This window comes from Streptomyces sp. NPDC007264 (assembly GCF_042869095.1).
Classification (GTDB): domain Bacteria; phylum Actinomycetota; class Actinomycetes; order Streptomycetales; family Streptomycetaceae; genus Streptomyces.
Window position 1 is genome coordinate 44,215 of sequence record NZ_JBIAFD010000026.1, and the last position, 23,289, is coordinate 67,503.

The 23,289-nt window shown below is 71.4% G+C and carries 22 protein-coding genes; 10 read left to right on the forward strand and 12 right to left on the reverse strand.

The window, feature by feature from the left end; all coding sequences use genetic code 11:
• Positions 1-111 precede the first annotated feature (111 nt).
• Together ACFYMU_RS31260 and msrA are read left to right on the forward strand one after the other, a co-directional pair.
• Positions 112-1,230 carry a hypothetical protein gene (locus ACFYMU_RS31260; protein ID WP_388380472.1) on the forward strand — a complete coding sequence of 373 codons (1,119 nt, stop codon included), beginning with the start codon at positions 112-114 and terminating at the stop codon, positions 1,228-1,230.
• Between the two features lie 137 nt (positions 1,231-1,367).
• Entirely contained in the window at positions 1,368-2,084 is a 717-nt protein-coding gene (gene msrA / locus ACFYMU_RS31265; RefSeq protein ID WP_388380475.1) for a peptide-methionine (S)-S-oxide reductase MsrA, read from the forward strand.
• Positions 2,085-2,147: 63 nt separating this feature from the next.
• Here the strand turns inward: msrA and ACFYMU_RS31270 are convergent, their stop codons facing one another.
• Positions 2,148-3,662, reverse strand: coding sequence for a lysyl oxidase family protein (locus ACFYMU_RS31270; protein WP_388380478.1), 1,515 nt, complete (start codon positions 3,660-3,662; stop codon positions 2,148-2,150).
• Positions 3,663-4,047: 385 nt separating this feature from the next.
• Here ACFYMU_RS31270 and ACFYMU_RS31275 point away from each other — a divergent pair, with 385 nt between their 5' ends.
• A complete protein-coding gene (locus tag ACFYMU_RS31275) occupies positions 4,048-4,641 on the forward strand; it encodes a DUF4291 domain-containing protein (RefSeq protein WP_388380481.1) in 594 nt (197 codons plus the stop codon).
• A gap of 22 nt (positions 4,642-4,663) precedes the next feature.
• Here the strand turns inward: ACFYMU_RS31275 and ACFYMU_RS31280 are convergent, their stop codons facing one another.
• From ACFYMU_RS31280 to ACFYMU_RS31310, 7 genes are all read right to left on the reverse strand, one after another.
• Positions 4,664-4,999 carry a hypothetical protein gene (locus ACFYMU_RS31280; protein WP_388380484.1) on the reverse strand — a complete coding sequence of 112 codons (336 nt, stop codon included), beginning with the start codon at positions 4,997-4,999 and terminating at the stop codon, positions 4,664-4,666.
• 103 nt (positions 5,000-5,102) lie between these two features.
• Positions 5,103-6,209, reverse strand: coding sequence for a serine hydrolase domain-containing protein (locus tag ACFYMU_RS31285; RefSeq protein ID WP_388380487.1), 1,107 nt, complete (start codon positions 6,207-6,209; stop codon positions 5,103-5,105).
• Between the two features lie 76 nt (positions 6,210-6,285).
• Complete coding sequence (locus tag ACFYMU_RS31290) at positions 6,286-7,014, reverse strand: hypothetical protein (RefSeq protein WP_388380490.1); 729 nt, start codon at positions 7,012-7,014, stop codon at positions 6,286-6,288.
• On the reverse strand, positions 7,011-7,538 hold the full coding sequence (locus tag ACFYMU_RS31295) for a SigE family RNA polymerase sigma factor (RefSeq protein ID WP_388380493.1): 528 nt from the start codon (positions 7,536-7,538) through the stop codon (positions 7,011-7,013). The genes ACFYMU_RS31290 and ACFYMU_RS31295 overlap by 4 nt, the downstream gene beginning before the upstream one ends.
• A gap of 104 nt (positions 7,539-7,642) precedes the next feature.
• Positions 7,643-8,185 carry a hypothetical protein gene (locus ACFYMU_RS31300; RefSeq protein WP_388380496.1) on the reverse strand — a complete coding sequence of 181 codons (543 nt, stop codon included), beginning with the start codon at positions 8,183-8,185 and terminating at the stop codon, positions 7,643-7,645.
• A gap of 245 nt (positions 8,186-8,430) precedes the next feature.
• Positions 8,431-10,323 (reverse strand): copper resistance protein CopC, encoded by a 1,893-nt coding sequence (locus ACFYMU_RS31305; protein WP_388380499.1) that lies wholly within the window; start codon positions 10,321-10,323, stop codon positions 8,431-8,433.
• Positions 10,320-11,084, reverse strand: a complete 765-nt coding sequence (locus tag ACFYMU_RS31310; protein ID WP_388380501.1) for a YcnI family protein — start codon at positions 11,082-11,084, stop codon at positions 10,320-10,322. Before ACFYMU_RS31310 ends, ACFYMU_RS31305 begins: the two co-directional genes overlap by 4 nt.
• A gap of 229 nt (positions 11,085-11,313) precedes the next feature.
• Between ACFYMU_RS31310 and ACFYMU_RS31315 the strand changes: the two genes are divergently transcribed.
• From ACFYMU_RS31315 to ACFYMU_RS31325, 3 genes are all read left to right on the forward strand, one after another.
• Complete coding sequence (locus ACFYMU_RS31315) at positions 11,314-12,384, forward strand: multicopper oxidase family protein (RefSeq protein ID WP_388380504.1); 1,071 nt, start codon at positions 11,314-11,316, stop codon at positions 12,382-12,384.
• Between the two features lie 84 nt (positions 12,385-12,468).
• Positions 12,469-13,923, forward strand: coding sequence for a multicopper oxidase domain-containing protein (locus ACFYMU_RS31320; protein WP_388380506.1), 1,455 nt, complete (start codon positions 12,469-12,471; stop codon positions 13,921-13,923).
• 252 nt (positions 13,924-14,175) lie between these two features.
• Positions 14,176-14,955: a helix-turn-helix transcriptional regulator gene (locus tag ACFYMU_RS31325; RefSeq protein ID WP_388380509.1), complete on the forward strand. Its 780-nt coding sequence runs from the start codon at positions 14,176-14,178 to the stop codon at positions 14,953-14,955.
• 114 nt (positions 14,956-15,069) lie between these two features.
• On the opposite strand, the gene ACFYMU_RS31330 is transcribed toward ACFYMU_RS31325, so the two are convergent.
• Both ACFYMU_RS31330 and ACFYMU_RS31335 read right to left on the reverse strand, forming a co-directional pair.
• The gene (locus ACFYMU_RS31330; protein ID WP_388380512.1) at positions 15,070-16,659 is read right to left on the reverse strand and encodes a S8 family serine peptidase; all 1,590 of its coding nucleotides are present in this window, start codon (positions 16,657-16,659) and stop codon (positions 15,070-15,072) included.
• A 276-nt stretch (positions 16,660-16,935) separates the two neighbouring features.
• The gene (locus tag ACFYMU_RS31335; protein ID WP_388380515.1) at positions 16,936-17,400 is read right to left on the reverse strand and encodes a hypothetical protein; all 465 of its coding nucleotides are present in this window, start codon (positions 17,398-17,400) and stop codon (positions 16,936-16,938) included.
• Between the two features lie 460 nt (positions 17,401-17,860).
• Here ACFYMU_RS31335 and ACFYMU_RS31340 point away from each other — a divergent pair, with 460 nt between their 5' ends.
• The 3 genes from ACFYMU_RS31340 to ACFYMU_RS31350 all read left to right on the forward strand — a co-directional run bounded on the left by ACFYMU_RS31340 (position 17,861) and on the right by ACFYMU_RS31350 (position 20,411).
• Positions 17,861-19,138 (forward strand): ATP-binding protein, encoded by a 1,278-nt coding sequence (locus tag ACFYMU_RS31340; RefSeq protein WP_388380518.1) that lies wholly within the window; start codon positions 17,861-17,863, stop codon positions 19,136-19,138.
• Between the two features lie 304 nt (positions 19,139-19,442).
• Complete coding sequence (locus ACFYMU_RS31345) at positions 19,443-19,616, forward strand: hypothetical protein (RefSeq protein ID WP_388380521.1); 174 nt, start codon at positions 19,443-19,445, stop codon at positions 19,614-19,616.
• 24 nt (positions 19,617-19,640) lie between these two features.
• A complete protein-coding gene (locus tag ACFYMU_RS31350) occupies positions 19,641-20,411 on the forward strand; it encodes a DUF2637 domain-containing protein (protein WP_388380524.1) in 771 nt (256 codons plus the stop codon).
• An 82-nt stretch (positions 20,412-20,493) separates the two neighbouring features.
• On the opposite strand, the gene ACFYMU_RS31355 is transcribed toward ACFYMU_RS31350, so the two are convergent.
• Positions 20,494-20,889 (reverse strand): VOC family protein, encoded by a 396-nt coding sequence (locus tag ACFYMU_RS31355; RefSeq protein ID WP_388380527.1) that lies wholly within the window; start codon positions 20,887-20,889, stop codon positions 20,494-20,496.
• A gap of 233 nt (positions 20,890-21,122) precedes the next feature.
• Positions 21,123-22,163 (reverse strand): NAD(P)-dependent alcohol dehydrogenase, encoded by a 1,041-nt coding sequence (locus ACFYMU_RS31360; RefSeq protein WP_388380530.1) that lies wholly within the window; start codon positions 22,161-22,163, stop codon positions 21,123-21,125.
• Between the two features lie 169 nt (positions 22,164-22,332).
• Between ACFYMU_RS31360 and ACFYMU_RS31365 the strand changes: the two genes are divergently transcribed.
• Complete coding sequence (locus ACFYMU_RS31365; RefSeq protein ID WP_388380533.1) at positions 22,333-23,256, forward strand: helix-turn-helix domain-containing protein; 924 nt, start codon at positions 22,333-22,335, stop codon at positions 23,254-23,256.
• Positions 23,257-23,289 lie beyond the last annotated feature (33 nt).

Sequence of the window (23,289 nt, forward strand, 5' to 3'; positions counted from 1 at the left end):
GACCGCGGCGGTTTCCGCCGTCCCGCCCCGGTCAGGCGAACGGAGAGACGGTTGTCCACAGGCCGGCGACCGGGTTGGCCAAGTGCCGGACCTGTCTGGTTCGCTTGAGGCATGGCGATTCTCTGGGTTCTGATGGCGCTGGCCCTGTTCAGCATGGTCCTGCTGCCCGTCCTCAGGCGCAGGCGCACGGGCATACAGCAGGTGGCGCCGGGCGACCCCGACGCCGCGGACCCGGCGGACTACGGCTTCGTGCGCCAGGAGGAACTGGACGTGCGCATGCCCGGCCAGGACCAGGACCTGCTGGACGTCCTCGACGTGGTGCAGCGCACGCAGGACTACCGCGCGGCCTCGCAGCTCCTGGCCGGCACCGAGGCGGAGAGCGAGACCCGCTGGCAGCGCGTGCAGGCCTTCGCGGGCGCCGCGTCCCTCGAACTGCAGCAGCGGCCCGGCGGGGTCAGCGAGACGCCGGGCGGCCAGTGGCTGCGGGTGTGGCGGGCCGAGGCCCCCAAGGACCCGGGCGGCGCCGCGGTGCACGCGGAGTTCCTGGTGCAGCAGGCATGGCGCACGTCGACACCGGGGACGGACGAGTTCCGGATCATCATGGAGGAGGCGAAGGCGGCCTGCGCGGACGCGGCCCTGCTGGCGCCCGGCGACCCGGTCCCCTACATCATCGAACTCTCGGTGGCCCGCGGGCTGGCCTACCCGCAGGCGGAATTCGAGCAGCTGTGGCTGAAGATCCTGGACCGCGCGCCGACCCACATGGGGGCGCACCTGGCGGCTCTGCACTACTGGTGCGAGAAGTGGCACGGGTCGCGGGCGCTGGCGTACTCGTTCGCCGAGTCGGCCGCGGCCCGGGCACCCCAGGGCTCCCTGCTGGCCGCCATGCCCCTCTTCGCGGTCTTCGAGCACCTGCCCGAGGTGCACCTCGTCAACAGCTTCTACCGGAGCGAGGTGATCACGAAGGCGATCCACGGCGCGCTCTTCGCCGTGCAGTCCGCCCGCCCCGGCGACCCGATGCTGGCCCAGGTCCGCCACCTCCTGGTGCTCTTCCTGGTCCGCAGCGAGCGCTGGGCCGAGGCGATGGCCCAGCTCGTCCACATCGACGGCCACGTCGGCGCGCTCCCGTGGACCCTGAGCGCCGACCCGGCCGCGGACTACGCGGTCTACCGGGCCCTGGCGGTGGCGGGGTACGAGGCGAACGGAGGGAACCCGGCGACGCTGCCGCGCTGAGAGCCGCCGAGAGCCGCCGTCACGGCACCGAAGAACGCACCGGGGAGCCGGCCCCGAACCGGCACCCGGAATTCCCGGACCGGCCCGCCGGTTGACGTGCGCGGCCCCCCACAGCCCCGCGACCTCGTGGAGACCGCATGTTCCTGCACCGCCGCACGCCCCGGCTGCCGACCCCGGAGCAGGCCCTGTCCGGCCGCCCCGAGCCGGTCTTCACGGTCCCCGAGCGGCACACGGCCCTCGGCACCCCGCTCCTCGGCCCCTACCCCGAGGGCCTGGAGATCGCCGACTTCGGCCTGGGCTGCTTCTGGGGCGCCGAGCGCACGTTCTGGCAGCTGCCGGCGGGCATCCACACGACCCTCGTCGGCTACCAGGGCGGACACACGCAGAACCCGACGTACGAGGAGGTCTGCTCGGGCCTGACGGGCCACACGGAGGCGGTACGCGTGGTCCACGACCCGGAGAAGATCTCGTACGAGCGCCTGCTCCAGGTGTTCTGGGAGTCCCACGACCCCACCCAGGGCTTCCGCCAGGGCAACGACGTCGGCACCCAGTACCGCTCGGCCGTCTACACCCACTCCCCCGCCCAGGCGGCCGCCGCGCAGGCGTCCCGCGACGCGTACCAGAAGGTCCTCACGGCATCGGGCCACGGCACCGTCACCACGGAACTGCTCCCCGCGGAGGGCCGCGAGTTCTATCCGGCGGAGGGCTACCACCAGCAGTACCTGCACAAGAACCCGGCAGGCTACTGCGGTCTGGGCGGGACGGGCGTCAAGCTGAGCACCCCGTTCGAGACGACGTGGGGCGCGTCCTGCCCGACGGGCGTCGCGTCGGCGCCCGAGGCGACAGAGAAGTGACCCGTGGCGCGAGCATCGTGCCGACGAGCGGGCGGAGGCGCCCGGCCCCCGCCCGCGGGGCGGTCAGGGGGCGTCTATGAGGCCGTACTTCGGGACGGTCACCGTGCGGGCCCCCGGCGTGCCGCCGAGGACGACCTTGCGGTACGTGACGTTGTTGGTCTTGCTCTGCTCCTTGAGCCGGTTGTCAGGGTTGGCGACGACCTGGATGTAGTAGGTCCCGTTCGGCAGGTTCGTGACGTCGAAGGACTGGCCGGGCCGGTACTGGCTGTAGGTGTCGCCGTTTCCGACGTCGAGCACCTCGCGCACCGAGACGGCGGTCTCCTCACCGCAGGCGGTGGCAAGGTCGGTGTTGTACGGGTGCCAGTTGGCGTTCTTCACGGTGTAGTCGATGGCGTCGGTGTTGGCCAGGCAGAACGCCTCTTTGCCGCTGCGGACGATCTCCTTCTTGTCCGCACCGAGCAGCCGGTAGCTGGCGAAGTCGCTGAAGTGCCAGTGCTGGTGGCCCTCCCGCGGGTCCCACTCCATGGTGCCGGTGGGCGTGTACCCGATCTGCTTGCCCTTGCCGTCGTAGAAGTACTGGTACGCGTCCATCTTCTCCGCGCCGGGCTTGCGGAACCCGTCCACGACCAGCGGCGAGGGGCCGCCGTTCCAGACGGTGGCGCTGAAGGCGAGGTAGTCCTTGCCCGGGGCGGCGCCCTCCCCGCCGCTGTCGGCGATCGCGATGCCGTACGCGGGGAGGGCACGCAGGTCGGGCTTGGGCGCGTCGGCGGGGACGGCTGCCTTGCCGACCGGGCGGGTGGCGGCCGGCCTCGGGCTCTTCGACGCGTTCCGCTGCCCGCGCAGGGGACCGGCCAGCCCGTGACCCCCGCCGGAGTCCTGCTCGCGGACTGTCACCTTGACGGTCCGGGTCCTGTCCGGCATGCCGAACAGAGCGCGGTACCTCTTCGCCACCGACACCTTCGCGGTGTAGACGCCGACCGGCAGGTCGATCTGGCTGTCGCCACGGAAGCCCTGGGAGGTGGCCGCCGCCCAGCCCTTCTCGACACCCCACACCCCGCCGAGCGCGAAGGGGTTGTCCGAGCAACCGCCGGGATACTTCGAGGTGGCCGAGGCGTCCGGCCGGATCCGGCCCGCCCGGTTGTTCGGGCAGAACGACTGCGTGGTGTCGGCCACCTTCGCGCCCGAGGCGTCGCTGATGGTGACGTTGAGGAAGCCCGGCAGACCCGAGAAGTCCGTCACCAGGCCCTTCGGCAGGGTTTTGGTCAGCGTCCGGCCACCGGAGCGGATCACCTGCGACGCGACGACGGGATCGTTGTAGGACTTGCGCTTCACCCGCAGTTCGAGCGGTCCCCCGTCGACCGTGATGTAGGTGCCGAGGTCCAGGTAGACCCCGGGCTCGCCGTCCCATCGGTCGACTGTGACTGAGGGGGACGCGGCGATCAGATCGAGTTTCGGTGTACCCGCCGGGGTCGCCGCCCCGGCGCCGGGAGCGGCGAGAGTACCAGCGGCCACGGCGGTCAGGGCGGCAGCGGCGGTGATCGCCGAACGCCGTACGGCATTGGGGTGGTGTCTGGTCATGAGTGCTCTTTCTGCGTCTGGTCGGGACGAGCAGTGCACGTCGTGCAGGCACGCAAGGAGGTACTTGTGTGCCATCTGTGAAAAGGGCGAGAAGCCGACTCGGGTTGCCTGGCGCGCAGAAGTCGCCCTGGAAATCGGCTTTTTGACCGCTGTCAGCCCCGTCATCGACGGCCACTCGTCCTCGGCCGGCCAGCCGTGCGGGCGGCGTCGCCCGTCCGCGTCACGCCCCGTTCGATGCGCTGCAGCAGTGGCTGGGCATGAGTCCGACCGGCTGGCGGACCGACCGCGGCACCCGGCAACCCGCTCGGTGCCACGGGGGCTCCGCCGCGGTGACCCGGGCGAAAATCGGTGGCCGCCCGACCCGGCCGACCCCACGCTGTAGGTCATGGAACAACCGCAACACGAGATCCGTGCGGCCTACGCAGAGTCCACGATCACCGTCTACCAGGCGTACTCCCCGGAGATCGGCCTGCCCGCCGTCCGCGAAGGTCGTTTCCCCGCCCACTGGAAGCGGGACAGGATGACGTGGATCAAGCCGTCCTTCCTGTGGATGATGTACCGCTGCGGCTGGGGCACCAAGGCCGGTCAGGAGACCGTCCTGGCCGTCGAGATCACCCGTGACGGCTTCGAGTGGGCGCTGCGCCACGCCTGTCTGTCGAGCTACGCCCGCGGGATACACCCCGACCGCGCCACCTGGCAACGTCAGTTGAAGCGTGCGCCGGCTCGCGTGCAGTGGGACCCCGAACGGGACCTGCACCTGCGGCCCCTGACGTACCGCTCCCTGCAACTCGGCCTCTCCCGTGAGGCCGTACGACGCTACGCGGACGAATGGACCGTCTCCCTCGGCGACGTGACTCCGCTCGCGCGCGAGATCCATACCCTGGTCAGCAGCGGCGACCTGGACTCGGCCGACCGCCTCCTGCCCGAGGAACGGCCCTACCCGGCCGACGGCGACCTCCTGGCCCACCTGCGCGGGTGAGCGGGCCCCTCGGCGTGCCGGATCACCCCGGATGGGCCGTCGCCTCCTTCTGCAGTTGCACCGCTGCCACCAGGCTCAGCTTCGGCTCCGCCTGGCGCAGCGCCTTCACCGCCGCGACCGAGGCGATGTCCCCTGTGAAGCCGACGGCGGCCAGCCGGGAGTGGACCCAGCGGGCACGCAACTGGGTTTCGGTGGCGGCGGCGGTGGACTCGACGAGTGCGGCCGCGCGTTCCAGGCCGGGGCGCTCCTCGGGCGAGGCATCGTCCAGCGCCTGGCGCAGGGCCGCCGCGACGACGTCCGCGTCCCGGACGAGCAGTACGAAGTTGTTCTCTTTGTTCAGTCGAGCGAATGCCGTCATGCGGATCAGCGTGGCCGTCAAGGGCCGTGCGCGCCAAGCGACTTGAGGAGGCTCAGAGGGTCGAGATCGGCGGCGGGGTTCGCGGCGGGGTTCGCGGCGGGCGTCAAGCCCGCAGTCCCTTGAGGCCGTCGTAGGCGGCCATCACCAGCTCCATCCCCCGGTTGTCGTCCGCGGGTTCGCGCATCTGATGGGTCACGTACGCCACCGCCATACGGCCCTCAGGATCGATCACGACCATGGAGCCGCCCCAACCGCCCCACCCGAAGGTGTTCCCGAACAGCCCGTAGCCCATCCCGTAACGGACCGGCATGCCGAGGAGGCGGTCCTCTCCGCTGAACTGCTCCTCCCGTGCACGGTCACAGCCTGCCTCCGACAGCAGTCGCACTCCGCGCACCGCTCCTCCGCAGGCCATCACCGACTGCACGAGGGCGACCGAGCGCGCGTTGCCGAAGCCGCTCGCCGCGGGGATCTGCGCGCGTCGCCAGGCCACGCTGTTTCCGTCACGGACCCGTACGGCGGTGCCGGCGGCGGGGGCCGCGTCGCTGCCGGGCGCGCTCGAGGCATAGTCCTCGTCCCGGGACGGCGGCGGGACCGTGAGCGCCACCCGGTGGTCGTGCTCGGCAGGAAGCCCGATGTGGAAGTCGGCACCCAGCGGTCCGGCCACCTCCTCGGCGAAGAACTCGCCCAGGCTTCGGCCGGTGATCCGGCCCACGACCTCGCCCACGAGGAATCCCTGGGTGAGCGAGTGGTACCCGGCCGTGCTTCCCGGTTCCCACTGCGGAGCCTGCGCGGCCAGACGTGCCGTGGCGGCCGACCAGTCGTAGAGGTCCTCGATCGGCCCGTCCCAGTGGGGCAGGCCCGCAGTGTGCCCGAGCAGATGTCGCACCAGCACGTCTTCCTTGCCTGCCGTGGCGAACTCGGGCCAGTACCGGCTGACCGGTGCGGCCGGATCGAGGTCGCCGCGGTCGACCAGGATCAGCGCGCACAGGGCCGTCATCGTCTTGGTGACGGACCAGACGTTGGTGATCGTGTCGCGCTGCCACGGGATCGTGCGGTCCGCGTCGACGAACCCACCCCAGACGTCCACCACCGGCTCGCCGTCCACGAAGACCGCGACCGAGGCACCCGCGTCTCCGTCGTCCAGCAATCCGGCCAGCGCACCCGGCACCGCAGCGAACAGATCATCATATGAGCCCTGGATATCGGCCATGCGTCGTATTAGCGCGCATCGGCCCGGCGGGGGCAATCGAATTTCGGTGGCCCTCTCGACCAGGTTCAGGGGCGGGTCAGTTGTCGACGGTCAGGTCGGCCAGGACCCTGCCTGCCTTGTCGTAGACGGTGACCGTCTGCTTTCCGCCTCCCGTGGCAGGGACGGTCAGGTAGTAGACGCCCCAGTTCGGATTGCCGCGCAGCTCCAGCATGGCCGCCTCGGTGACGGTGCCGTCCTTGGTCAGCGTCACCCGGGCGGCCTTCCTGGTGCCGTAGTAGATGCCGTGCACGAGGGAGGAGTCGTGGTCGCCGGTGTCGTCGAGACCCTCCCTGAAGTAGCTCACACCGGGCCTGTTCATGTCGATGTTGCCGTCGACGACACTGCGGAACTGCTCGAAACCGGCGACCGACCAGTGTTCGCCCTCCTCGGTCAGCCACACCTCCACACCGGGCAGGGCGTGAGCGCGCTCACCGGCGCGCACCGCCTTCGGCGCGTCGGACGGGAACGTCGGGCTCGGTGTGGGGGCGCCCGTCGCGGTCGGTGCGGCGGTGGCGGGGGTCGTGGCGGTGGGCGGTGGATCAGGCGCCAGGCCCTGGACGGCGGTGACGGTCAGGGTGGCCACCAGCAGACCGCATCCGGCCGTCAGGCCCGCCGCCCGGAGCCGACGGCGGGCACGCCCCGCCCGCTCGATGACGGCCAGTGGCACCGGTCCCGGGGTGACGTCGTGGGCGGCATCGGCGAACGCCGCCCGCAGCCGCTCGGTTTCGGTTTCGGTTGCCGACCCGGACCCGGATGTCTGCGTCATCGGTTCGCTCCTTCAGAGGCGGGAAGGTGGTGGGCGAAGAGAGGATGGGCGCGCAGTGCCTCCAGACCGCGCCGCGCGTGGGTCTTCACCGTGCCGACCGAGCAGTTCAGCACCTCGGCGATGTCCTGCTCGCTCAGGTCCTCGTAGTAGCGCAGCACCATCACGGCGCGCTGGCGCGCGGAGAGATCCGCCAGCGCCTGCAGCAGCGTCGTGCGCTCCTCGACCTCCTCCGCGGGACCGGCCTGCGAGCGGTGCGCGGCCTCGGGGAGGAAGGGCATGAGCAGGTGCGCGACGCGTCTTCTGCGGTACCGGCTGAGGTTGTTGTTGACCAGGGCGCGCCGCACATAGGCATGGATCTCGTCGTGGGGCACCCACCGCCAGCGTGCGTAGACCTTGGTCAGCGTGGTCTGCACGAGGTCCTCCGCCTCATGGAAGTCGCCCGTGAGCATATGGGCCGTACGCACCAGGCGGGGCCAGGCCGTGGAGGCGAACTCGGCGAAGTCGGCGGGGTTCTCGTACGGCACGTGTGACGTCGTCCTCGAGGTCGGGGCGGTGGCAGCTGGTGACCGGGGCACGGGGCCCGGCCGGTCGGGCCGGACCCCGTGTGTGGGGCGGGTTCAGGGGCGGGTCAGTTGTCGACGGTCAGGTCGGCGAGGACCCTGCCTGCCTTGTCGTAGACGGTGACGGTCTGCTGTCCGCCCCCGGTGGCGGGGACGGTCAGGTAGTAGGCGCCCCACTTGGGGTTGCCGGGCAGCTCCAGCATCGCCGCCTCGGTGACGGTGCCGTCCTTGGTGAGCGTCACCCGGGCGGCCTTCCTGGTGCCGTAGTAGATGCCGTGCACCAGGTAGGTGTCGTTGTCACCGGTCTCTTCGAGGCCTTCCCCGAAGTAGCTGACACCGGGCCTGCTCATGTCGATGTTGCCGTCGACGACGCTGCGGAACTGCTCGAAACCGGCGATCGACCAGTGCTTGCCCTCCCCGGTCAGCCACATCTCCACACCGGGCACGGCCTGAACGTGCTCACCCGGCTGCACCACGCGGATCGGCGACGCCTTCACCGTCGCGGTCGCCGACGTACCCGGGGTGGGCGCGGCGTACGACATCGCAGGGACGGCCGTCGTCAACGCGAGCGCGACCGACGCGGCGAGCATGTACTTCTTCACACGGGTCATGGCAGGGGCTCCTTCACGGAATCGGTGGACAGTGAAGAGGCGTCCTCTCGGCGCCTCTCACCCCTCCCAACCACCGTCGGCGCCCGCTCGGATGACATGGCCGGGCACCCGTTTCGCTGCTCGGAGGCGCACCCGGCGCTTCCCCCGTCGAGAGGTCGACGGGGCCGCGCCCGCGGCGACGGCCACCGCCGGCGCTTCCGCCGGGCGGGGACGTCTGCGCCCCGGCTCCCCGGTGCCCGCTCAACTCACGAACCGGGCACGGCGGACGACCCGCCGGCCGCTCCCGCCGCCGACGGAGCGGTCCCGGTGGTGATGTCGTCGAAGACGACGGTGGCCGCGTCGGTGTCGGACGTGCGCACGGTGACGGCGAGCCGCCAGGCGCCCGGCGGGGACAGCCGCACGGTGCCGGACCAACGACCGGGTCCTGTCGCGGCCAGTTCTGTCGGCAGCGGGCCGAGGCGCAGCGCCGGCAGCGACCAGGCCGCCCTGATCTCCTCCGCCTGTACGGGACTGCCGGTGGGGTCGGCGAGTCGCAGCTCCAACTCGATTCCGCCGCCCGCCTGCCGGGCCACCCGGGCCGAGACCGTGCCGCGGCCGCCGGGGCTCCCGGTGTCGTAACCCGCCGCCGTCCGCACGGGCGGGGACACGGACGAGGCGGCGGTGGCCGGCACGCCCGCACCGTGCGGTGGGGCCGAACCGGACAGGAGGGTCGACAGGGCGACCACCACCGCACCGAGCACGGTCTCGACCGCCAGAGTGCGTCGCATGCTGCGCAGCACCCGCTGCGCCGGACGTGCGTCCTCTCCTGCCGGGAACCCCGGCCGCGCCGCTCGGGGTGCCCTGCCGTCCGTCGGCTGCGGGACGGCCCCCATCGGCCCGCGGGCGTGGGTCCGGGTCCAGCGGCGTGCGAGGCGAGCCGGCACCAGCAGGAGCATGACCGCCAGCACCTTGACGACGAGCAGCCTCCCGTAGTCGCTGCTCAGCAGCCGCTCCGGGCCGCCGAGTTGGCGTCGCGCCTGCACCACACCCGTCACCACCAGGACGGCGACGCACCAGCCGGCCGCCGTCGAGAACCGGCGCGTCGCCACGGTCGGCGGCTCCGGCGGCTCCCGCTGGGCGTACAGAACGCCCAGGGCCACCAGTCCGCCGAGCCACCACCCCATGGCCAGCAGATGCAGCACGTCGACGGTGAGGGCCAGGGGGACCCACCGCCCGGTGGCCGCGTGCCCGGCCGCGCTGTACGTGGCGGCCACGGCGGCCAGGGCGGCCATCACCGGGAGCACCCGTCGCGGGACGGCCCGCCAGGAGGCCGCCGGGCGCGGCAGGTCCCGGGCCACCGGCACCAGCAGAAGACCGGTGAGCAGGACCCGCGCGCCCGTCGTGAGGCCCGGTCGGCCCGTCAGCGCGGGGCGCAGCAGTGCGGGATCCAGGAGCGAGCCGGGCCCGGCTCCCGCGGCGTACGGGCCCTGGGCGACCAGCCCGGCACACGCGGACGCGATGACGATCAGCCCGCCGCTCAGGGCCAGCCGTCGGAGCAGGCCACGTCCGGTGCCGTCGGGCGCGAGCAGCATCATGCCGATCGCCCCGGTGAGCAGCGCCAGGCCCGCGTACCCCACCCCGCGCGCCGCGGCCACCGCGGCAGCCAGCAGGGGGTCGGAGCCGCGGTCGGCGTCCGCCGGCAGGTCCGGTGCCCGGCCCGCCCCGTCCATCGGGCCGGCGGTCGAGGTGCCGACGGTGAAGGTGAAGGCACCGTGGACGGGATGCGAGTCGGCGGACACGGCCCGCCAGGAGACCGTGTAGGCACCGTCCGGAAGGCCGGAGCCGAGGGTGACGGCGAGGGCGTCGGGCCGGTCCGGCAGCGGGGCGGTGTGCCCGGTGTCGGCCCGGCTGCCGTCCGGGCCCAGCACGCGCAGCCCGTCGGCGGTGGCCTCGACGGGCTCGCTGAACCGCATGGAGACCGTCCGCGGGGCCCGGTCGAGGACCGCGCCGGCGGCCGGGACGGTGGCGACCGGTTCGGCGTGGGCGGAGGCCGGTGCCGCCGTCGCCAGCAGCAGGACGACTCCCGCGGCCGTGGCGGCGAGCGCCCGGACCAGGGCCGAGAGCGGGAACGGCCCGCCCGGTCTCCGGGAGTTCGTCATCCCCTGCGTCCCAAGAACGTCGCCGTCGTACGCCGCCGGGCCGCGGCCGCCAGGAGACCGGCCAGCCCGGCCGCGACCCCGACACCGCCCAGCAACCGTGCGGGAACGTCCGCGCCGGCCTCGCCGCTTTCGGTGCCGGTGGGCTTCCCCGCTGCTGCCGCCCTGTCGGCGTCCGAGGCGTCCGAGGCATCCGAGGCATCCGAGGCGTTCGCCGAGCCGCTCTCCTTCGCGGCGGTGGTCAGCGCGAGGACGGGTGCGGGGCGCTCCGGCTCCGTGCCGTCCGCGGCGGGCAGGTCGATCCAGCGCACCACCTCCCCGTTGTCGTAGGTCTGCAGTGCCTTGAAGACCATCCGGCCCGCGTGCTCGGGCAGCGGGCCGAGCGAGACGTCGAACTCCTGGAACTCGCCAGGGTTGATCTTCCCTCCGGTCCAGATGATCCGGGAGACGGCCTCGTCGATCTTCTTCTCGTCGTGGGCCAGCGGGCGGTCCAGGTGCCGCTTCTCGGTCCTGACGGTCCATCCGGGGACCGGCCTGACGGAGACGGAGGCGAGCGGCTGATCGGCAGGCAGGACGACTTCCACCCTGGTGGTGGCGGCGTAGGGCCGTTCGGTGGGGACCCGGAAGGTGAGCTTGGCCCAGCTCCCGGCTTCGGCGCTGTCCGGGTTGACGCTGACGTGGGCGGCGGCCGGGCCGGCCGTCATCAGCAGGACGATTCCCGCGGTCAAGGCGGTCAGGGCGGCTCGGGACGGGGTGGGGCGCATGAGGGATCTCCGTTCGATGGGCACCGGTCCGCAATTTTTACCATAATTAACAGACCACCCCTCGGCCGGGCCCACACCGCAACAGACTCCTGCCGACCTGCGCAAATATCGCACCCATCACCGCCCCAGACCCCTCCGGAGCGCCGGATGTGACATGAGCAACATGTCAAGGATTAAATTTCTCTGATAAAAACCATGTCACCATCCGCACCAGCCCGAGGAAGGCAGCATGTTGAGGACAAAGGCGCTGGTCGGCGCCGTCTCCTTCGCGGTCGCACTCGCCGTCCCATGGTGGTCCGTCGCCACGGACACCTCCTCCGCCCCCGCCACATCGGCCGCCGGCACGGCCGCCGTGGGCGACGGCGGCACCACTCACGACGACTCGTCCTCCGCCTCCACCGGCGGGGACGCCACGGCCACCCAGCACCACGACTGGAAGTCCATGGACAGGGAGATGGCCAAGCGCGACAAGTCGTTCCCCGCCAAGACGGCGGGCAAGGGCGCACAGCTCATCAAGCCCGAGATCCTGAAGGACGGGACCAAGCGGTTCACGCTCACCGCCAAGCCCGTCAAGTGGGAGGTCGAGCCGGGCAAGGTCGTCGACGCCATGTCGTACAACGGCATGGTCCCCGGCCCCACCATCCGGGTCGACGTCGGCGACAAGGTCGAGGTCGTCCTGAAGAACCAGCTACCGGAATCCACCGTGATCCACTGGCACGGGATCCCCATCGACAACGCCATGGACGGCGTCGCCGACATCACGCAGGACCCGGTGGTCCCGGGCGGTACCTTCACCTACAAGATCAAGGCCGAACGCCAGTCCGTCGGCTGGTACCACTCCCACCACAACGGCACCGAGCAGGTGACCAACGGCCTGTGGGGCGCCTTCCTGATCGGGAACGTCCCGCTGCCGGACAACACGAAGGTCGCCCAGGAGATACCGGTCGAGCTCCAGGACTCCGGCGTCATCGGGCTGACCCTGAACGGCAAGTCGTTCCCGGCCACCGAGCCCGTCCGGGTCCGCAGGGGCGACTCGGTCCTCGTGCACTACTTCAACGCGGGCACGATGGCGCACCCGATGCATCTGCACGGACTGGACCAACTGGTCGTCGCCAAGGATGGATTCCCGCTGAAGAACCCCTACAAGGCGGACACCGTCCTGGTCGCCCCGGGTGAGCGGTACAGCGTGCTGGTCAACGCGAACCGGCCCGGCACGTGGGCCTTCCACTGCCACATCTTCCCCCACTCCGAGGGCAAGACCGGCATGTTCGGCATGTTCACCGAGATGATCGTCAGCTGACGACACGGCCGGCCGGGACCTCCGCAGCCCGACTCGCTTCCCCCTTCATCCCCCTGTCCCTCCCCTCCCCATTGGAGTAACGCCGTGTCAGTCAGCACGGATCCCCCTCGGACCACTCCCGGTCCTCAGAAGAGACCACAGATACTGCTGCAGGCCCTCACCCCCTTCGTGCCCGTGATCGGCGCCGCGCTCGCCCTGGGCCTCGTCATCGGCCTGGCCCTGGTCGGCATCTTCCAGCCGCAGTCGTCGTCCGCCGCAACGGCACCCGCCGCCGGTACCGACGCCGCAGCCGCGGCGGCGCCCGGCGCGGGCAAGACCATGACGTTCGACATCGAACTGGGTGACCTCTACGTCAAGCCGTCCTCGATCGAGATAGACGCCGGCGCGAAGGTCAAGCTCAACGTCGTCAACAAGGGCGCCATGGAGCACACCCTCGCCCTCAAGGGCGAGGACACCCCGCTGATCAAGCCGGGTGCCGCCACCACCATGAACTGGGGCCCGATCAACGAGTCGACCCAGGCGTGGTGCACCGTCGAGGGCCACAAGGCGGCCGGCATGCTGCTGGACATCAAGGTGAAGGGCGCGGCCGCCGCCGATTCCGGCGTCGGTGCCGTCACCAAGGCCGGCCCGGACGCCAGCAACGCCAAGATCGACGCGAACGCCGCGCCGCCCGCCACCTGGAAGGCCATGGACCCGGTGGTCAAGCCGGCCGACGGCCAGAAGGTCCACCAGGTCGACCTCCACGTGAAGGAGAAGAAGACCGAGGTCGCCCCCGGGGTGACCCAGACCCTGTGGACCTACAACGGCACCGCTCCCGGCCCGACCCTGCGCGGCAGGGTCGGTGACACCTTCCGGGTCAAGCTGACCAACGACGGTTCGATGAACCACTCCATCGACTTCCACGCCTCCAAGGTGGCGCCGAACGTCGAGATGCGGACCATCAAGCCGGGCGAGTCCCTGATCTACGAGTTCAAGGCGAACTACGCGGGCATCTTCACCTACCACTGCGGTGCCGCGCCGATGATCCACCACATGGGCAACGGCATGTACGGTGCCGTGATCGTCGACCCGCCGAACCTGCCGAAGGTGGACAAGGAGATCGCCCTGGTCCAGTCCGAGCTGTACCTCGGCCCGGAGGGCAAGGCGTCCGACCTCACCAAGATGATGGCCGGCACCAACGACGGGGTCGTCTTCAACGGCTACTACAACCAGTACGTCCACCGGCCGGTGAAGGTGAAGGTCGGCGACCGGGTCCGCATCTGGGTGGACAACGCCGCCATCAACGAGCCCCTCGCGTTCCACACCGTCGGCCTGATCTTCGACACCGTGTGGAAGGAGGGCGAGTACCTGCTGAAGCCGGGCAGCCCGAACAAGGGCGGTTCGCAGACGCTGGACCTGGTGACCACCCAGGGCGGTTTCGTCGAGTTCACCGTCGACAAGGCGGGCACCTACACGTTCGTCAACCACATCATGAAGGACCTCTCCCGCGGCGCAGCGGGTCTGCTCGTGGCCGGCGACGCTCCGGCGGCGGCCCACTGATCACCCTGACCCCGCCCCGCTTCGCAGCAGGAAGGGCGACGGAGCGGAGGCGGAACCGGCGCCCGGCGCACGCAAGTCGCGTACGCCGGGCGCCGGCCGTCCGCTCCCGTCCCGGGCTCCCCGAGGACGCACACCTTTCACTCACACCTCTTCCCCACCCGGAAACGGCCACTACGGCCCCCTCCCTTGTTAGGCTGGAGGAAATTTCTCAGACCAATGTGGGTTTCCACGATTCTTCCGGACGTTGACGCCATGGCTCCCATTCAGCCTTCCGACAGTCCTCCCGGTCCCGCGGGCGGCGCCTCGCGGACGGCCATCCTCGAAGCCCTGGGCCGCGCGGGGGGCCCGCTCACCGTTCAGCAGCTCGCCGAGGACCTGGGGCTGCACGCCAACACGGTGCGCTTCCACCTGACCCGGCTCACCAAGGACGGCCAGGTCCGCGAGGGGCGTGTGGGCCTCGGCGGCCCCGGCCGCCCCAAGCTGACGTACGAGCCCACCGCCGGGAAGACGGCCGCACCCGCCGGCCCGGCCGAGCAGGGCGACGGCTACCGGCTCCTCGCCCAGATCCTGGCCGGCCACCTGGCCGCCACCTCCGACAGCGCGTCGAAGGACGCCGTCGCGGCAGGGCGGGAATGGGGTCGCCATCTGACCGAGCGCCCCGCCCCGTTCTCGTCCATCTCCGCAGAAGAGGCATTCGACAAGATCACCGTCTTGATGGACGACCTCGGTTTCGAGACCGAGCGGAGCGACGACCCGCCGTTGCTCCGGGTCCACCGCTGCCCCTTCCGCTCGGTCGCCGAGGAGCGCCCGGACGTGGCGTGCTCGGTCCACCTCGGCCTGATGCGCGGCGCCCTCCACGAGATGGGCGCCCCCCTCCAGGCCACCGAGCTCAAGGTCTCCCACTCCCCCACCGCGCCCTGTCTCGCCCTCTTCGAGCTGACCGGCAAGGCCGTGCCCGGCGCCTCGGCCGCCCAGTCCCCGGAGCCCCGCATCGGCGATCCGGAGACCGTCGCACCCCCGAACGGCGAGTAGTCCTGACCGGAACGGCCCCGCAGGACTGCGGCAGGCCGAACGGCACCCTCCCCTTCGGGGCGGGTGCCGTTGCGTGGGCCCGCGAGGGCCGGGGTCAGCTGGCCAGGGACGGGGTCAGCCGGCCAGGGACGGGGCGTAGGGCGACAGGGCGGGGGCGAGCTGTACTCCGGGGGCCAGGCCGAGGGCGACGAGAGCGTCGGGCAGGCCGCGTCCCACGCGGGCCGCCTCCGCGGTGCCCGGAACGGCCAGTGGGCGGCAGCTGGCGGCGATGATCTCGAACAGGTGCTGCACCCGCCCGGCGCCGCGGGGCAGCAACTGGCCGTGGAAGTCCTCGTGGTGGGCGAGGACCAGGGCGGCCAGACCGGCCACGTGCGCCGAGGCCGTGCCGGTGCCGTCGACGGCCGCGTATCCGCCCTGCGGTGCGCACGACAGCACCGCCACACCGGGGGCGGCCGCGTCGACACCGGGGCCGTAGCAGCCGAACGATGCGGCGAACAGCCCCTCCGGGGTCAACTGTGCTCCGGAGTGGGTGGCTTGGGAGGTGTCCGGGGGGTACGAGCCGAAGGCCCCCAGCGCGCCCACGGTGAACACGGTCGGCAGCGAGCCCGGGAAGGCGACCGGCCCGCCGGTGTCGCCGGCCGGCGCGATGCAGGCGATGCCGGCCGCGTTGGCGTCGGCGAGTTTGCGTGAGACCAGTGCCGACGGGTACGGGGTCGCGACCCCGATGTGGGCGATGTCGGCCTCGCGTGCGATGCAGTGGTCCAAGGCGGCGATGAGGTCGCTGAAGTGCCCGTCGGGCATCACCTGGCAGACCTCGATCTCGGCGTCGACCGCGATTCCGATGACACCCTTGCCGGTGTCCGCCCCGGCGATGACGCCGGCCGCGTGCGTCCCGCTGCCCAGCCGGTCCCGGGCCCATCCGTCCTCCGTGCCGTGGACGAGGTCGACCCCGGAGCGCACCCGTTGCTTCAGATCGGGGTGCTCGTCGCTGACGCCCGACCCGATGACCGCGATCTTGACGCCGAAGGCGCGGAACGTGGGGGGCAGCCGGTCCAGCCGCATGGCCTGCTGGCCCCAGCCGTACTGCTGCCGCCTCTCCAACTCGGGGTACACCTTGGCCAGCGGGGTGAGGGTGACGACGTTCTCCCGGGTCGCCGACAGGACGGGGCGGTGGATCCAGCGGTCTGTGTAGCCGCCCGCGGGCCGGACGTACAGGGACTGGACGGACTCCGCGGTGTCCGTCGCCAGGGTGACGGTGACCGTGCCGTCGGGCCCGGTGACGCCCTGGCCCGGCCAGGTCGCCCCGATGAGGAACACGCCCGCGCCGGCCAGCGGTTCGCCGTCCGGGCCGCAGACGCGCAACGAGATCTCGGCGGGTTGCTCCATCGGCATGACCAGCCCCGGGTCGCGGAGCGGCAGGGCCCCAGCGGTCGGCACGCCGACGGGCCCGGTTCCGGCCAGCGGCAGGTCCGGTTCGATGTGCACGTGCAGCGTCCGCATCGCCGGCACCTGGGCCTCGGCCGCCTCGACGACGGCGATCTCCGGGCAGGAGGCGTGCAGCCCGGCCGACCGGAGCTTCTCCGACGGCCTGAGCCTGCGGATCACTGTGACCTCGGGCATCCGGTCCAGCCGGTCGCACACGGCGTCCAGGCCGACCTCGGGCACTCCCGGTGGGAGCAGATGCTGCGGCAGCGGTGTCACCATGTACCGCTCCCGGTGCGGCCGCACCGGGAGCGGTGACCGTGCGCCTTCCCTGCGTGGCCCCGTCTCTTCGCTCTCGGATCCCGGGCGCCCCGCTCCCCCGCCCTCGGACCCGCTCGCGCGGTTGTTTCCGGACCTCTCCTTGACCATCACGTCCACCTTCACCACGCCTACGTCGTATGTCCACTCCTGATCCGGCGACAGGCGGCTGCGCTTCCACGGTGATGCGGTGCGCCCGGGGAAGGCCCCGGAGCGCACCGCATCGCGCGCCGCCAGGGGTCAGCCGATACCGAAGGGCTGACTCATCTGGCCGTAGCCGAAGCCAGGCTGCTGCTGGTACTGCGGGAACTGCTGACCGAACTGCTGCGAGCCGAACCCGCCGCCCCACTGCTGGCCCTGCTGGCCCTGCTGGCCCTGCTGGCCCTGCTGGAGCAGGGTCACGATCGCGGTCGGCAGCGCCTGCTGCACGGAATGTTCCACAGCGCTGCTGATGCCCGTGTGCAGCGAGCGGTACAGGGCGAGGGCCAGGTACGGGTGCGCCTGGTGGGTCATGCCCTGCTGCTGGAGCTGCTGCTGGACCTGCTGGAGCTGCTGGAACGTCTGCTGGATCCGCTGCGCGACCTGCTGGCTGGTCTGCTGGCACGCCTGCTGGATGGCCTGCTGCACCACCTGCGCGATCTGCTGCGGGCCGCCGATCTGCTGACCGAACTGCTGCTGGGGTTGGGTACCGGTCATCACCGACATGAATGCTCCGTTCGATGGCACATGGGAAAGCCGACATACAGAGGAATATCGGCTTTGTCGGGAGAATCCGACGCCCTGAAACTAAGGTGACCGCACCAGGGCCGCAATCGGAGACGGCCGCCCCTCACGGTCGGCCGCGGCGCTCGGGAGCACGGTCCGCCACTGCGCGGGGCGCGCCCGCAGCCCCGGCGCCCCCGGGCCGTCGGCGGCCCGGACGGCCGTGCGGGGGCCGTCCACACGCCGACGGGAACCGGCCGCCGAGCGAGTGAGCGCCCTCCTTCCGGTCCCGCCACGGGCCGTCGTGGCATCGCGGACGCCGGGGCGCGCTCCGGGGTTCCGGACCCGGCCTCCCACCCTCGGCGTACGGCCGTGCACGCGCCGTGCACGCGCCGTGCATGCGATCGTGACGGGCGGGCCGACGGGGGACAATGGGACTCCCGTACCGGGCGAGGTGGTGGCGATGCCCGCATGGCATCTGCGCGACTATCACGACGACGATCTCGACCAGGCGATCCAGGTCTGGGACCAGAGCCGCCGGACCGACGAGGAGCCGGCCTTCCCGGTCTCCGAGGTGATGGCCGCGGCCCAGACCGGCCACACCGCGGTGGTCGCGGTGGTCGGCGACGAACTGGTGGGCATGGCCGTGGCGCAGGCGCACGGCGGACGGGCCTGGATCCTGCTGGTGGCGCTCGCCTCCCAGTGGCGCGGGCGCGGGATCGGCAGTGCCCTGATCGCCGAGTTGGAGCGGCGTCTGCAGGCACTGGGCGTGCGCCGCGTCAGCGCCCTCCTGCCCAGCGGCGCGGCCGGGACGAAGGCCCTGGAGCACTCGGGCTACCTGGCCCGCGGCGACCTGACCTACTACGAGAAGCTCGAACCGCCCAAGACCGCCCACACCGGCGTGCTCACGGCACTGGGCGGACGCATGCTGCCCGACGGGCTCTGGGGCGCCATGGCCGGCATGGAGCGGGAGAAGCAGGTCGTCGAACGCCGGGTGGTGCTCCCGCTGACGGAGCCGGCCCTGGCCGACCGTTACGGCGTCGCGCCGCCGAAGGCGGTCATCCTGTTCGGCCCGCCCGGTACCGGCAAGACCAGTTTCGCCAAGGCGGTGGCCTCGCGGCTGGCCTGGCCGTTCGTGGAACTCTTCCCGTCGCGGCTCGCGGCCGACACGAGCGAGGGGCTGGCGGCCGCGCTGCGGGAGACCTTCGCGGATCTGGCGGAACTGGACTCGGTGCTGCTCTTCATCGACGAGGTCGAGGAGATCGCCGGAGCACGGTCCGGCAGGGCGATCGACCCGGGGCACGGCGTGACCAACGAACTCCTCAAGCTCATTCCCGGCTTCCGTGAGCACGACGCGCGACTGCTGGTGTGCGCCACCAACTCGGTGCGCTCCCTCGACGCGGCGTTCCTGCGCCCGGGCCGGTTCGACTACGTCATCCCGATCGGGCCGCCGGACCCGACCGCCCGCACGGCGATCTGGACCCGCTACCTCGGGTCCGCGGTCGACTCGGTGGACCTGGCCCGACTGGTGGCGGCCAGCGAACTGTTCACCCCGGCCGACATCGAGTTCGCCGCCCGCAAGGGGGCGCAGGCGGCATTCGAGCGCGAAGTCGCGCATCGCCAGGGCCGATCGGCCACGACCGAGGACTACATGACCGCCGTCGCCGACACCCGGCCCACGCTCACCGCCCAGGCGATCGAGGAGTTCAGCGAGGACATCGAGAAGTACCGGCGGCTGTGAGCCTCCCCGGTGACGCCCCGTCGGCTCCTCGGTTCAGTGCCCCGAGGGCGTGCCGCGCCCCTGACCCGCCGGCGTGTTCCGTGCCGTCGTCGTACCGCACACGGGGCCGGTCCTGGAACAGGCGAGCCCATGTCCTGCCGCGCACCACGGAGAAGTAAATGCTATTCACGGAAATATATGGTTGGACACATATCCAAGAATTACGTCAACCATGTACTGTCATCAGACAGCCGAAAGGATTCTCCATCGCCCCATTCCCCCGAATGCCCGATACCTCGGACCCCGTGGCGCTCGTTAGGTGATCGTGACTTGGAACGAACCGGAAGATCAGATCCCCGTCGGAACGGCCACCGTCTGGCACGGGCCTGCCGACGGTGACGCGCGCCTCAAGTACTGTTCCGATCTTCTTGAAGACTTCCTCAAGAAGATCAGCGAGATGGAAAGCGAATACCTGCGCGCTCTAGACGGAACGCCCTGATCAAGGGCGCGGAGGAGCCAGAGAATGGACAGGCTTGAAGGCGAGCCGAGCCTCTACGACATTCAGTTCCCCCTGAGATCAGATTATGATGCGCCGGGCCAGCATTCTTATCATGTTGATCCGCTCGAGGCGCATCACGTCTGGAGCGCTCCCGGCCCCGACATCGCACCGAACAGCTGGGATCCGGACGAAGAGCTGGCCCAGATGCTCTCGTCCGCATCCGTCGTGCCCGGAGTATCCGTCGTGCCCGGTGTGTCCGGCGTGTCCGGTGTGGACCCCGCCCCGGCCGCGCCGCTGGACGGGCCGCACCGCCACAGGGTCGACCGACGGCGGTCCCGGCCGGGATCGCATGTCCTCGACGGCGCCCACAAAGTCACCCCCGTCACGATCCTCGTCGCGACGATCGCCGCATGCGCGGTGGCCATGCTCGGCTGGTCCATCGGCTATTCGTACAACCAGCTGCGCGCCATCGCGGGGACGGTCCTTCCGGCGCCCCTGGCGCAGTGGTGGCCGTTGACCGTGTACGGGCCGTGGTTCGTGGCCGCCCTCTCCATCCTGCGGGCCGCCGTTCAGCACCGGACCGCCCGGCGGTCCTGGTCCGTCCTCCTGGTCGCCTCGGGCACGGCCGTGGCCCTGTGCGTCAGCCACTCCCCGCATTCGATCCTCTCGATGGTGATCGTCGGCATTCCCCCGATCACCGCCCTGGTGTGCTTCCGGGAACTCGTCGGCCAGGTGTCGTGCAAGTACCGCCCCCGGCACGCCGCACACGGCAAGGAGCAGCCCCCCGGCGGCTGACGGGTGCCCGGTGTCTCCGCACCGGAACCCGGCGGGCCACAGGGCTTCACGGCCCGGGACGAGGGCCTGCCGTGAGCCCGGCTCAGGACGGCCGGTCGCCCCCGCTGCCGTACGGCCTCGTCAAGATCTCCAGGCGGTGGCCGTTCGGGTCGTCGAAGTACGCCCCGCGGCCGCCGTCGTTGTGGTTGATCTCGCCGCGGCGGCTGTGCTGCGGATCCGCCCAGTACGCCAGGCCCGCCGCGCGGATGCGGGCGAAGATCGCGTCGAAGTCGTCCTCGGAGACCAGGAACGCGTAGTGCTGCGGGCTGATCGCGCCGGGCGTGTCCATGTAGTCCAGCGTCACCCCGTTCGGGATCTGCACGGGGACGAACGGCCCGTACGGGGGCTCCACGTCCAGCCCCAGCAGATCCGCGAGGAACCGCGCGGACTCTTCCTTGTCGTGCGCGGCGACGATCGTGTGGTTGAGCTCGACGGCCATGGCTCGGCCCTCCGCTCCCCTCGGCTGCCAGTACCACTTCCACGCTAGGCAGCCGTCGCGACTCTGTCATCGGTCTGGGGTCCCTCTTCTCCGGTCCCCCTTCTCCGGTCCTCCTCCTCCGGTCCTCCGTCTCCGGCCCGGTGCGCGGCCTGTCGCCGTGAGGTGCCCCCCGTCACCGCGGGCCGCCGTGCGGTGGTCCCCCGGTCACCGCACGGCGGCCTGGCGCCGGGTCCTCAGATGGTGGCCGTGTCGATCACGAACCGGTACCGCACGTCGCTGCTCAGCACCCGCTCGTACGCGTCGTTGATCTCGGACGCGCCGATCAGCTCGATCTCGGCGCCGATGCCCCGCTCCGCGCAGAAGTCCAGCATCTCCTGGGTCTCGCGGATGCCGCCGATGCCGGAGCCGGCGAGGGTCTTGCGGCCGGAGATCACCGAGAACAGGTTGAGGGAGACGGGGTCCTCGGGCGCGCCCACGTTGACCAGGGCGCCGTCCGTGCGGAGCAGCGAGAGGTACGCGCCGAGGTCCAGCGGCGCCGACACGGTCGAGACGATCAGGTCGAAGGTGCCGCGCAGTTCCTCGAAGGTCTTCGGGTCGCTGGTGGCGTGGTAGTGGTCGGCGCCCAGCTTCAGCCCGTCCTCCTTCTTGCGCAGGGACTGCGAGAGCACGGTGACCTCGGCGCCCAGCGCGTGCGCCAGCTTGACGCCCATGTGGCCGAGGCCGCCCAGGCCGACGATCGCGACCTTCTTGCCGGGGCCCGCGTCCCAGTGCCGGAGCGGGGAGTAGGTGGTGATGCCGGCGCACAGCAGGGGCGCTGCCTCGTCGAGGGAGATGCCGTCCGGGATGCGCAGGGTGAAGTTCTCGTCGACGACGATCTTCTGGGAGTAGCCGCCGTAGGTGGGCTCGCCGTTCTCGGCGAGGGCGTTGTACGTGCCGACCATGCCCTTGAGGCAGTACTGCTCCAGGCCGGCCCGGCAGTTCTCGCACTCGCGGCAGGAGTCGACCATGCAGCCGACGCCCACCCGGTCGCCGGCCTTGAACCTGGTCACACCGGAACCGACCTCGGAGACGATGCCCGCGATCTCGTGGCCCGGAACCATCGGGAAGATCGCCTTGCCCCAGCCCTCGCGGGCCTGGTGGATGTCCGAGTGGCAGATGCCGGCGAACTTGATGTCGATCAGGACGTCGAACTCACCCACCTCGCGGCGCTCGATCGTGGTGCGTTCGAGCGGAGCCTTGGCAGCGGGTGCGGCGTACGCGGCGACAGTGGTCATGCCGAGTTCTCCTCAGTGGGGGTGCTGTGCCCGGCTGCCTTCGTCCGGGCACGGCACCCAGCCTGCCCGCCGCCTCCGGGTCCACCCAGACCACGGCTCTGCCTACGACCCGCCGTCCTACCACCGGCGGGGTCAGCTTCACGGGCGTACGACCAGGAATACTGGACGTATGGACGAACAGGCCGAGGTGGTGGGCGAGCCCCGCGCGGAAGCCGGTCCGGCCCTGGACCGGCGCGCCGAGCTCAGCGAGTTCCTGCGCAGTCGCCGGGCCCGGCTCAAGCCCGAGGACGTGGGGCTGCCGGACTTCGGACGGCACCGGCGGGTGCCGGGACTGCGGCGCGAGGAGCTGGCGCAGCTGGCCGGGGTGTCCGTGGCGTACTACACGCGCCTGGAACAGGGCAACGGACGGAACGTGTCCGCGGAGGTGCTCGACGCGATCGCCCGCGCGCTGCGGCTGACCGACGCCGAGCACGCGCATCTGACGCATCTCGCGAAGCCGAAGGCCCACAAGAAGAAGCCGTCGACGCGGCCGCAGCAGGCGCGGACGTCGCTCCACCAGCTGCTCGACGCCCTCGACGGTGTCCCGGCGTACATCGTGGGGCGGCGCTCGGAGATCCTGGCGTGGAACCGGATGGCCGCCGCCGTCTTCGGTGACTGGGCGGAGCTGCCGCAGCAGGAGCGGAACTGGGCGCGGCTGGTGTTCCTGCGGCCCGACTACCACGATCTGTTCGTGGACTGGGAGCAGAAGGCCATCGACATCGTGTGCCATCTGCGTTACGACGCCGGGTGCCACCCGGACGATCCGCGACTGTCGGCGCTGGTCGGGGAGTTGTCGGTGAAGAGCGAGGACTTCCGCCGGCTGTGGGCCACCCACGACGTCAAGGAGAAGAGCCACGGGCTGAAGCTGATGCGGCATCCGCTGGTGGGCGACCTCGCCCTGCTGTACGAGTCGTTCAAGCTCGCGGACGACGGTGAGCAGGTGATGGTGGCGTACCACGCCGAGCCGGGCTCCGCGTCGGCGGAGGCGCTGCGGCTGCTGGCGAGCTGGGGCACGGACGCGACCCGTGCGGGCACGACCGCGCCCCGTCGCTGAGGCGCTCGGAAACCGGCCCCGAGGGCCCGGTGC

Bases quoted from the DNA above. Each gene is read 5' to 3' on its own strand.
- ACFYMU_RS31260 (WP_388380472.1), top strand. From the start codon at position 112: ATGGCGATTCTCTGGGTTCTGATGGCGCTGGCCCTGTTCAGCATGGTC.
- msrA (WP_388380475.1), top strand. From the start codon at position 1,368: ATGTTCCTGCACCGCCGCACGCCCCGGCTGCCGACCCCGGAGCAGGCC.
- ACFYMU_RS31270 (WP_388380478.1), bottom strand. From the start codon at position 3,662: ATGACCAGACACCACCCCAATGCCGTACGGCGTTCGGCGATCACCGCC.
- ACFYMU_RS31275 (WP_388380481.1), top strand. From the start codon at position 4,048: ATGGAACAACCGCAACACGAGATCCGTGCGGCCTACGCAGAGTCCACG.
- ACFYMU_RS31280 (WP_388380484.1), bottom strand. From the start codon at position 4,999: ATGACGGCATTCGCTCGACTGAACAAAGAGAACAACTTCGTACTGCTC.
- ACFYMU_RS31285 (WP_388380487.1), bottom strand. From the start codon at position 6,209: ATGGCCGATATCCAGGGCTCATATGATGATCTGTTCGCTGCGGTGCCG.
- ACFYMU_RS31290 (WP_388380490.1), bottom strand. From the start codon at position 7,014: ATGACGCAGACATCCGGGTCCGGGTCGGCAACCGAAACCGAAACCGAG.
- ACFYMU_RS31300 (WP_388380496.1), bottom strand. From the start codon at position 8,185: ATGACCCGTGTGAAGAAGTACATGCTCGCCGCGTCGGTCGCGCTCGCG.
- ACFYMU_RS31305 (WP_388380499.1), bottom strand. From the start codon at position 10,323: ATGACGAACTCCCGGAGACCGGGCGGGCCGTTCCCGCTCTCGGCCCTG.
- ACFYMU_RS31310 (WP_388380501.1), bottom strand. From the start codon at position 11,084: ATGCGCCCCACCCCGTCCCGAGCCGCCCTGACCGCCTTGACCGCGGGA.
- ACFYMU_RS31315 (WP_388380504.1), top strand. From the start codon at position 11,314: ATGTTGAGGACAAAGGCGCTGGTCGGCGCCGTCTCCTTCGCGGTCGCA.
- ACFYMU_RS31325 (WP_388380509.1), top strand. From the start codon at position 14,176: ATGGCTCCCATTCAGCCTTCCGACAGTCCTCCCGGTCCCGCGGGCGGC.
- ACFYMU_RS31330 (WP_388380512.1), bottom strand. From the start codon at position 16,659: ATGGTGACACCGCTGCCGCAGCATCTGCTCCCACCGGGAGTGCCCGAG.
- ACFYMU_RS31335 (WP_388380515.1), bottom strand. From the start codon at position 17,400: ATGTCGGTGATGACCGGTACCCAACCCCAGCAGCAGTTCGGTCAGCAG.
- ACFYMU_RS31340 (WP_388380518.1), top strand. From the start codon at position 17,861: ATGCCCGCATGGCATCTGCGCGACTATCACGACGACGATCTCGACCAG.
- ACFYMU_RS31350 (WP_388380524.1), top strand. From the start codon at position 19,641: ATGGACAGGCTTGAAGGCGAGCCGAGCCTCTACGACATTCAGTTCCCC.
- ACFYMU_RS31355 (WP_388380527.1), bottom strand. From the start codon at position 20,889: ATGGCCGTCGAGCTCAACCACACGATCGTCGCCGCGCACGACAAGGAA.
- ACFYMU_RS31360 (WP_388380530.1), bottom strand. From the start codon at position 22,163: ATGACCACTGTCGCCGCGTACGCCGCACCCGCTGCCAAGGCTCCGCTC.
- ACFYMU_RS31365 (WP_388380533.1), top strand. From the start codon at position 22,333: ATGGACGAACAGGCCGAGGTGGTGGGCGAGCCCCGCGCGGAAGCCGGT.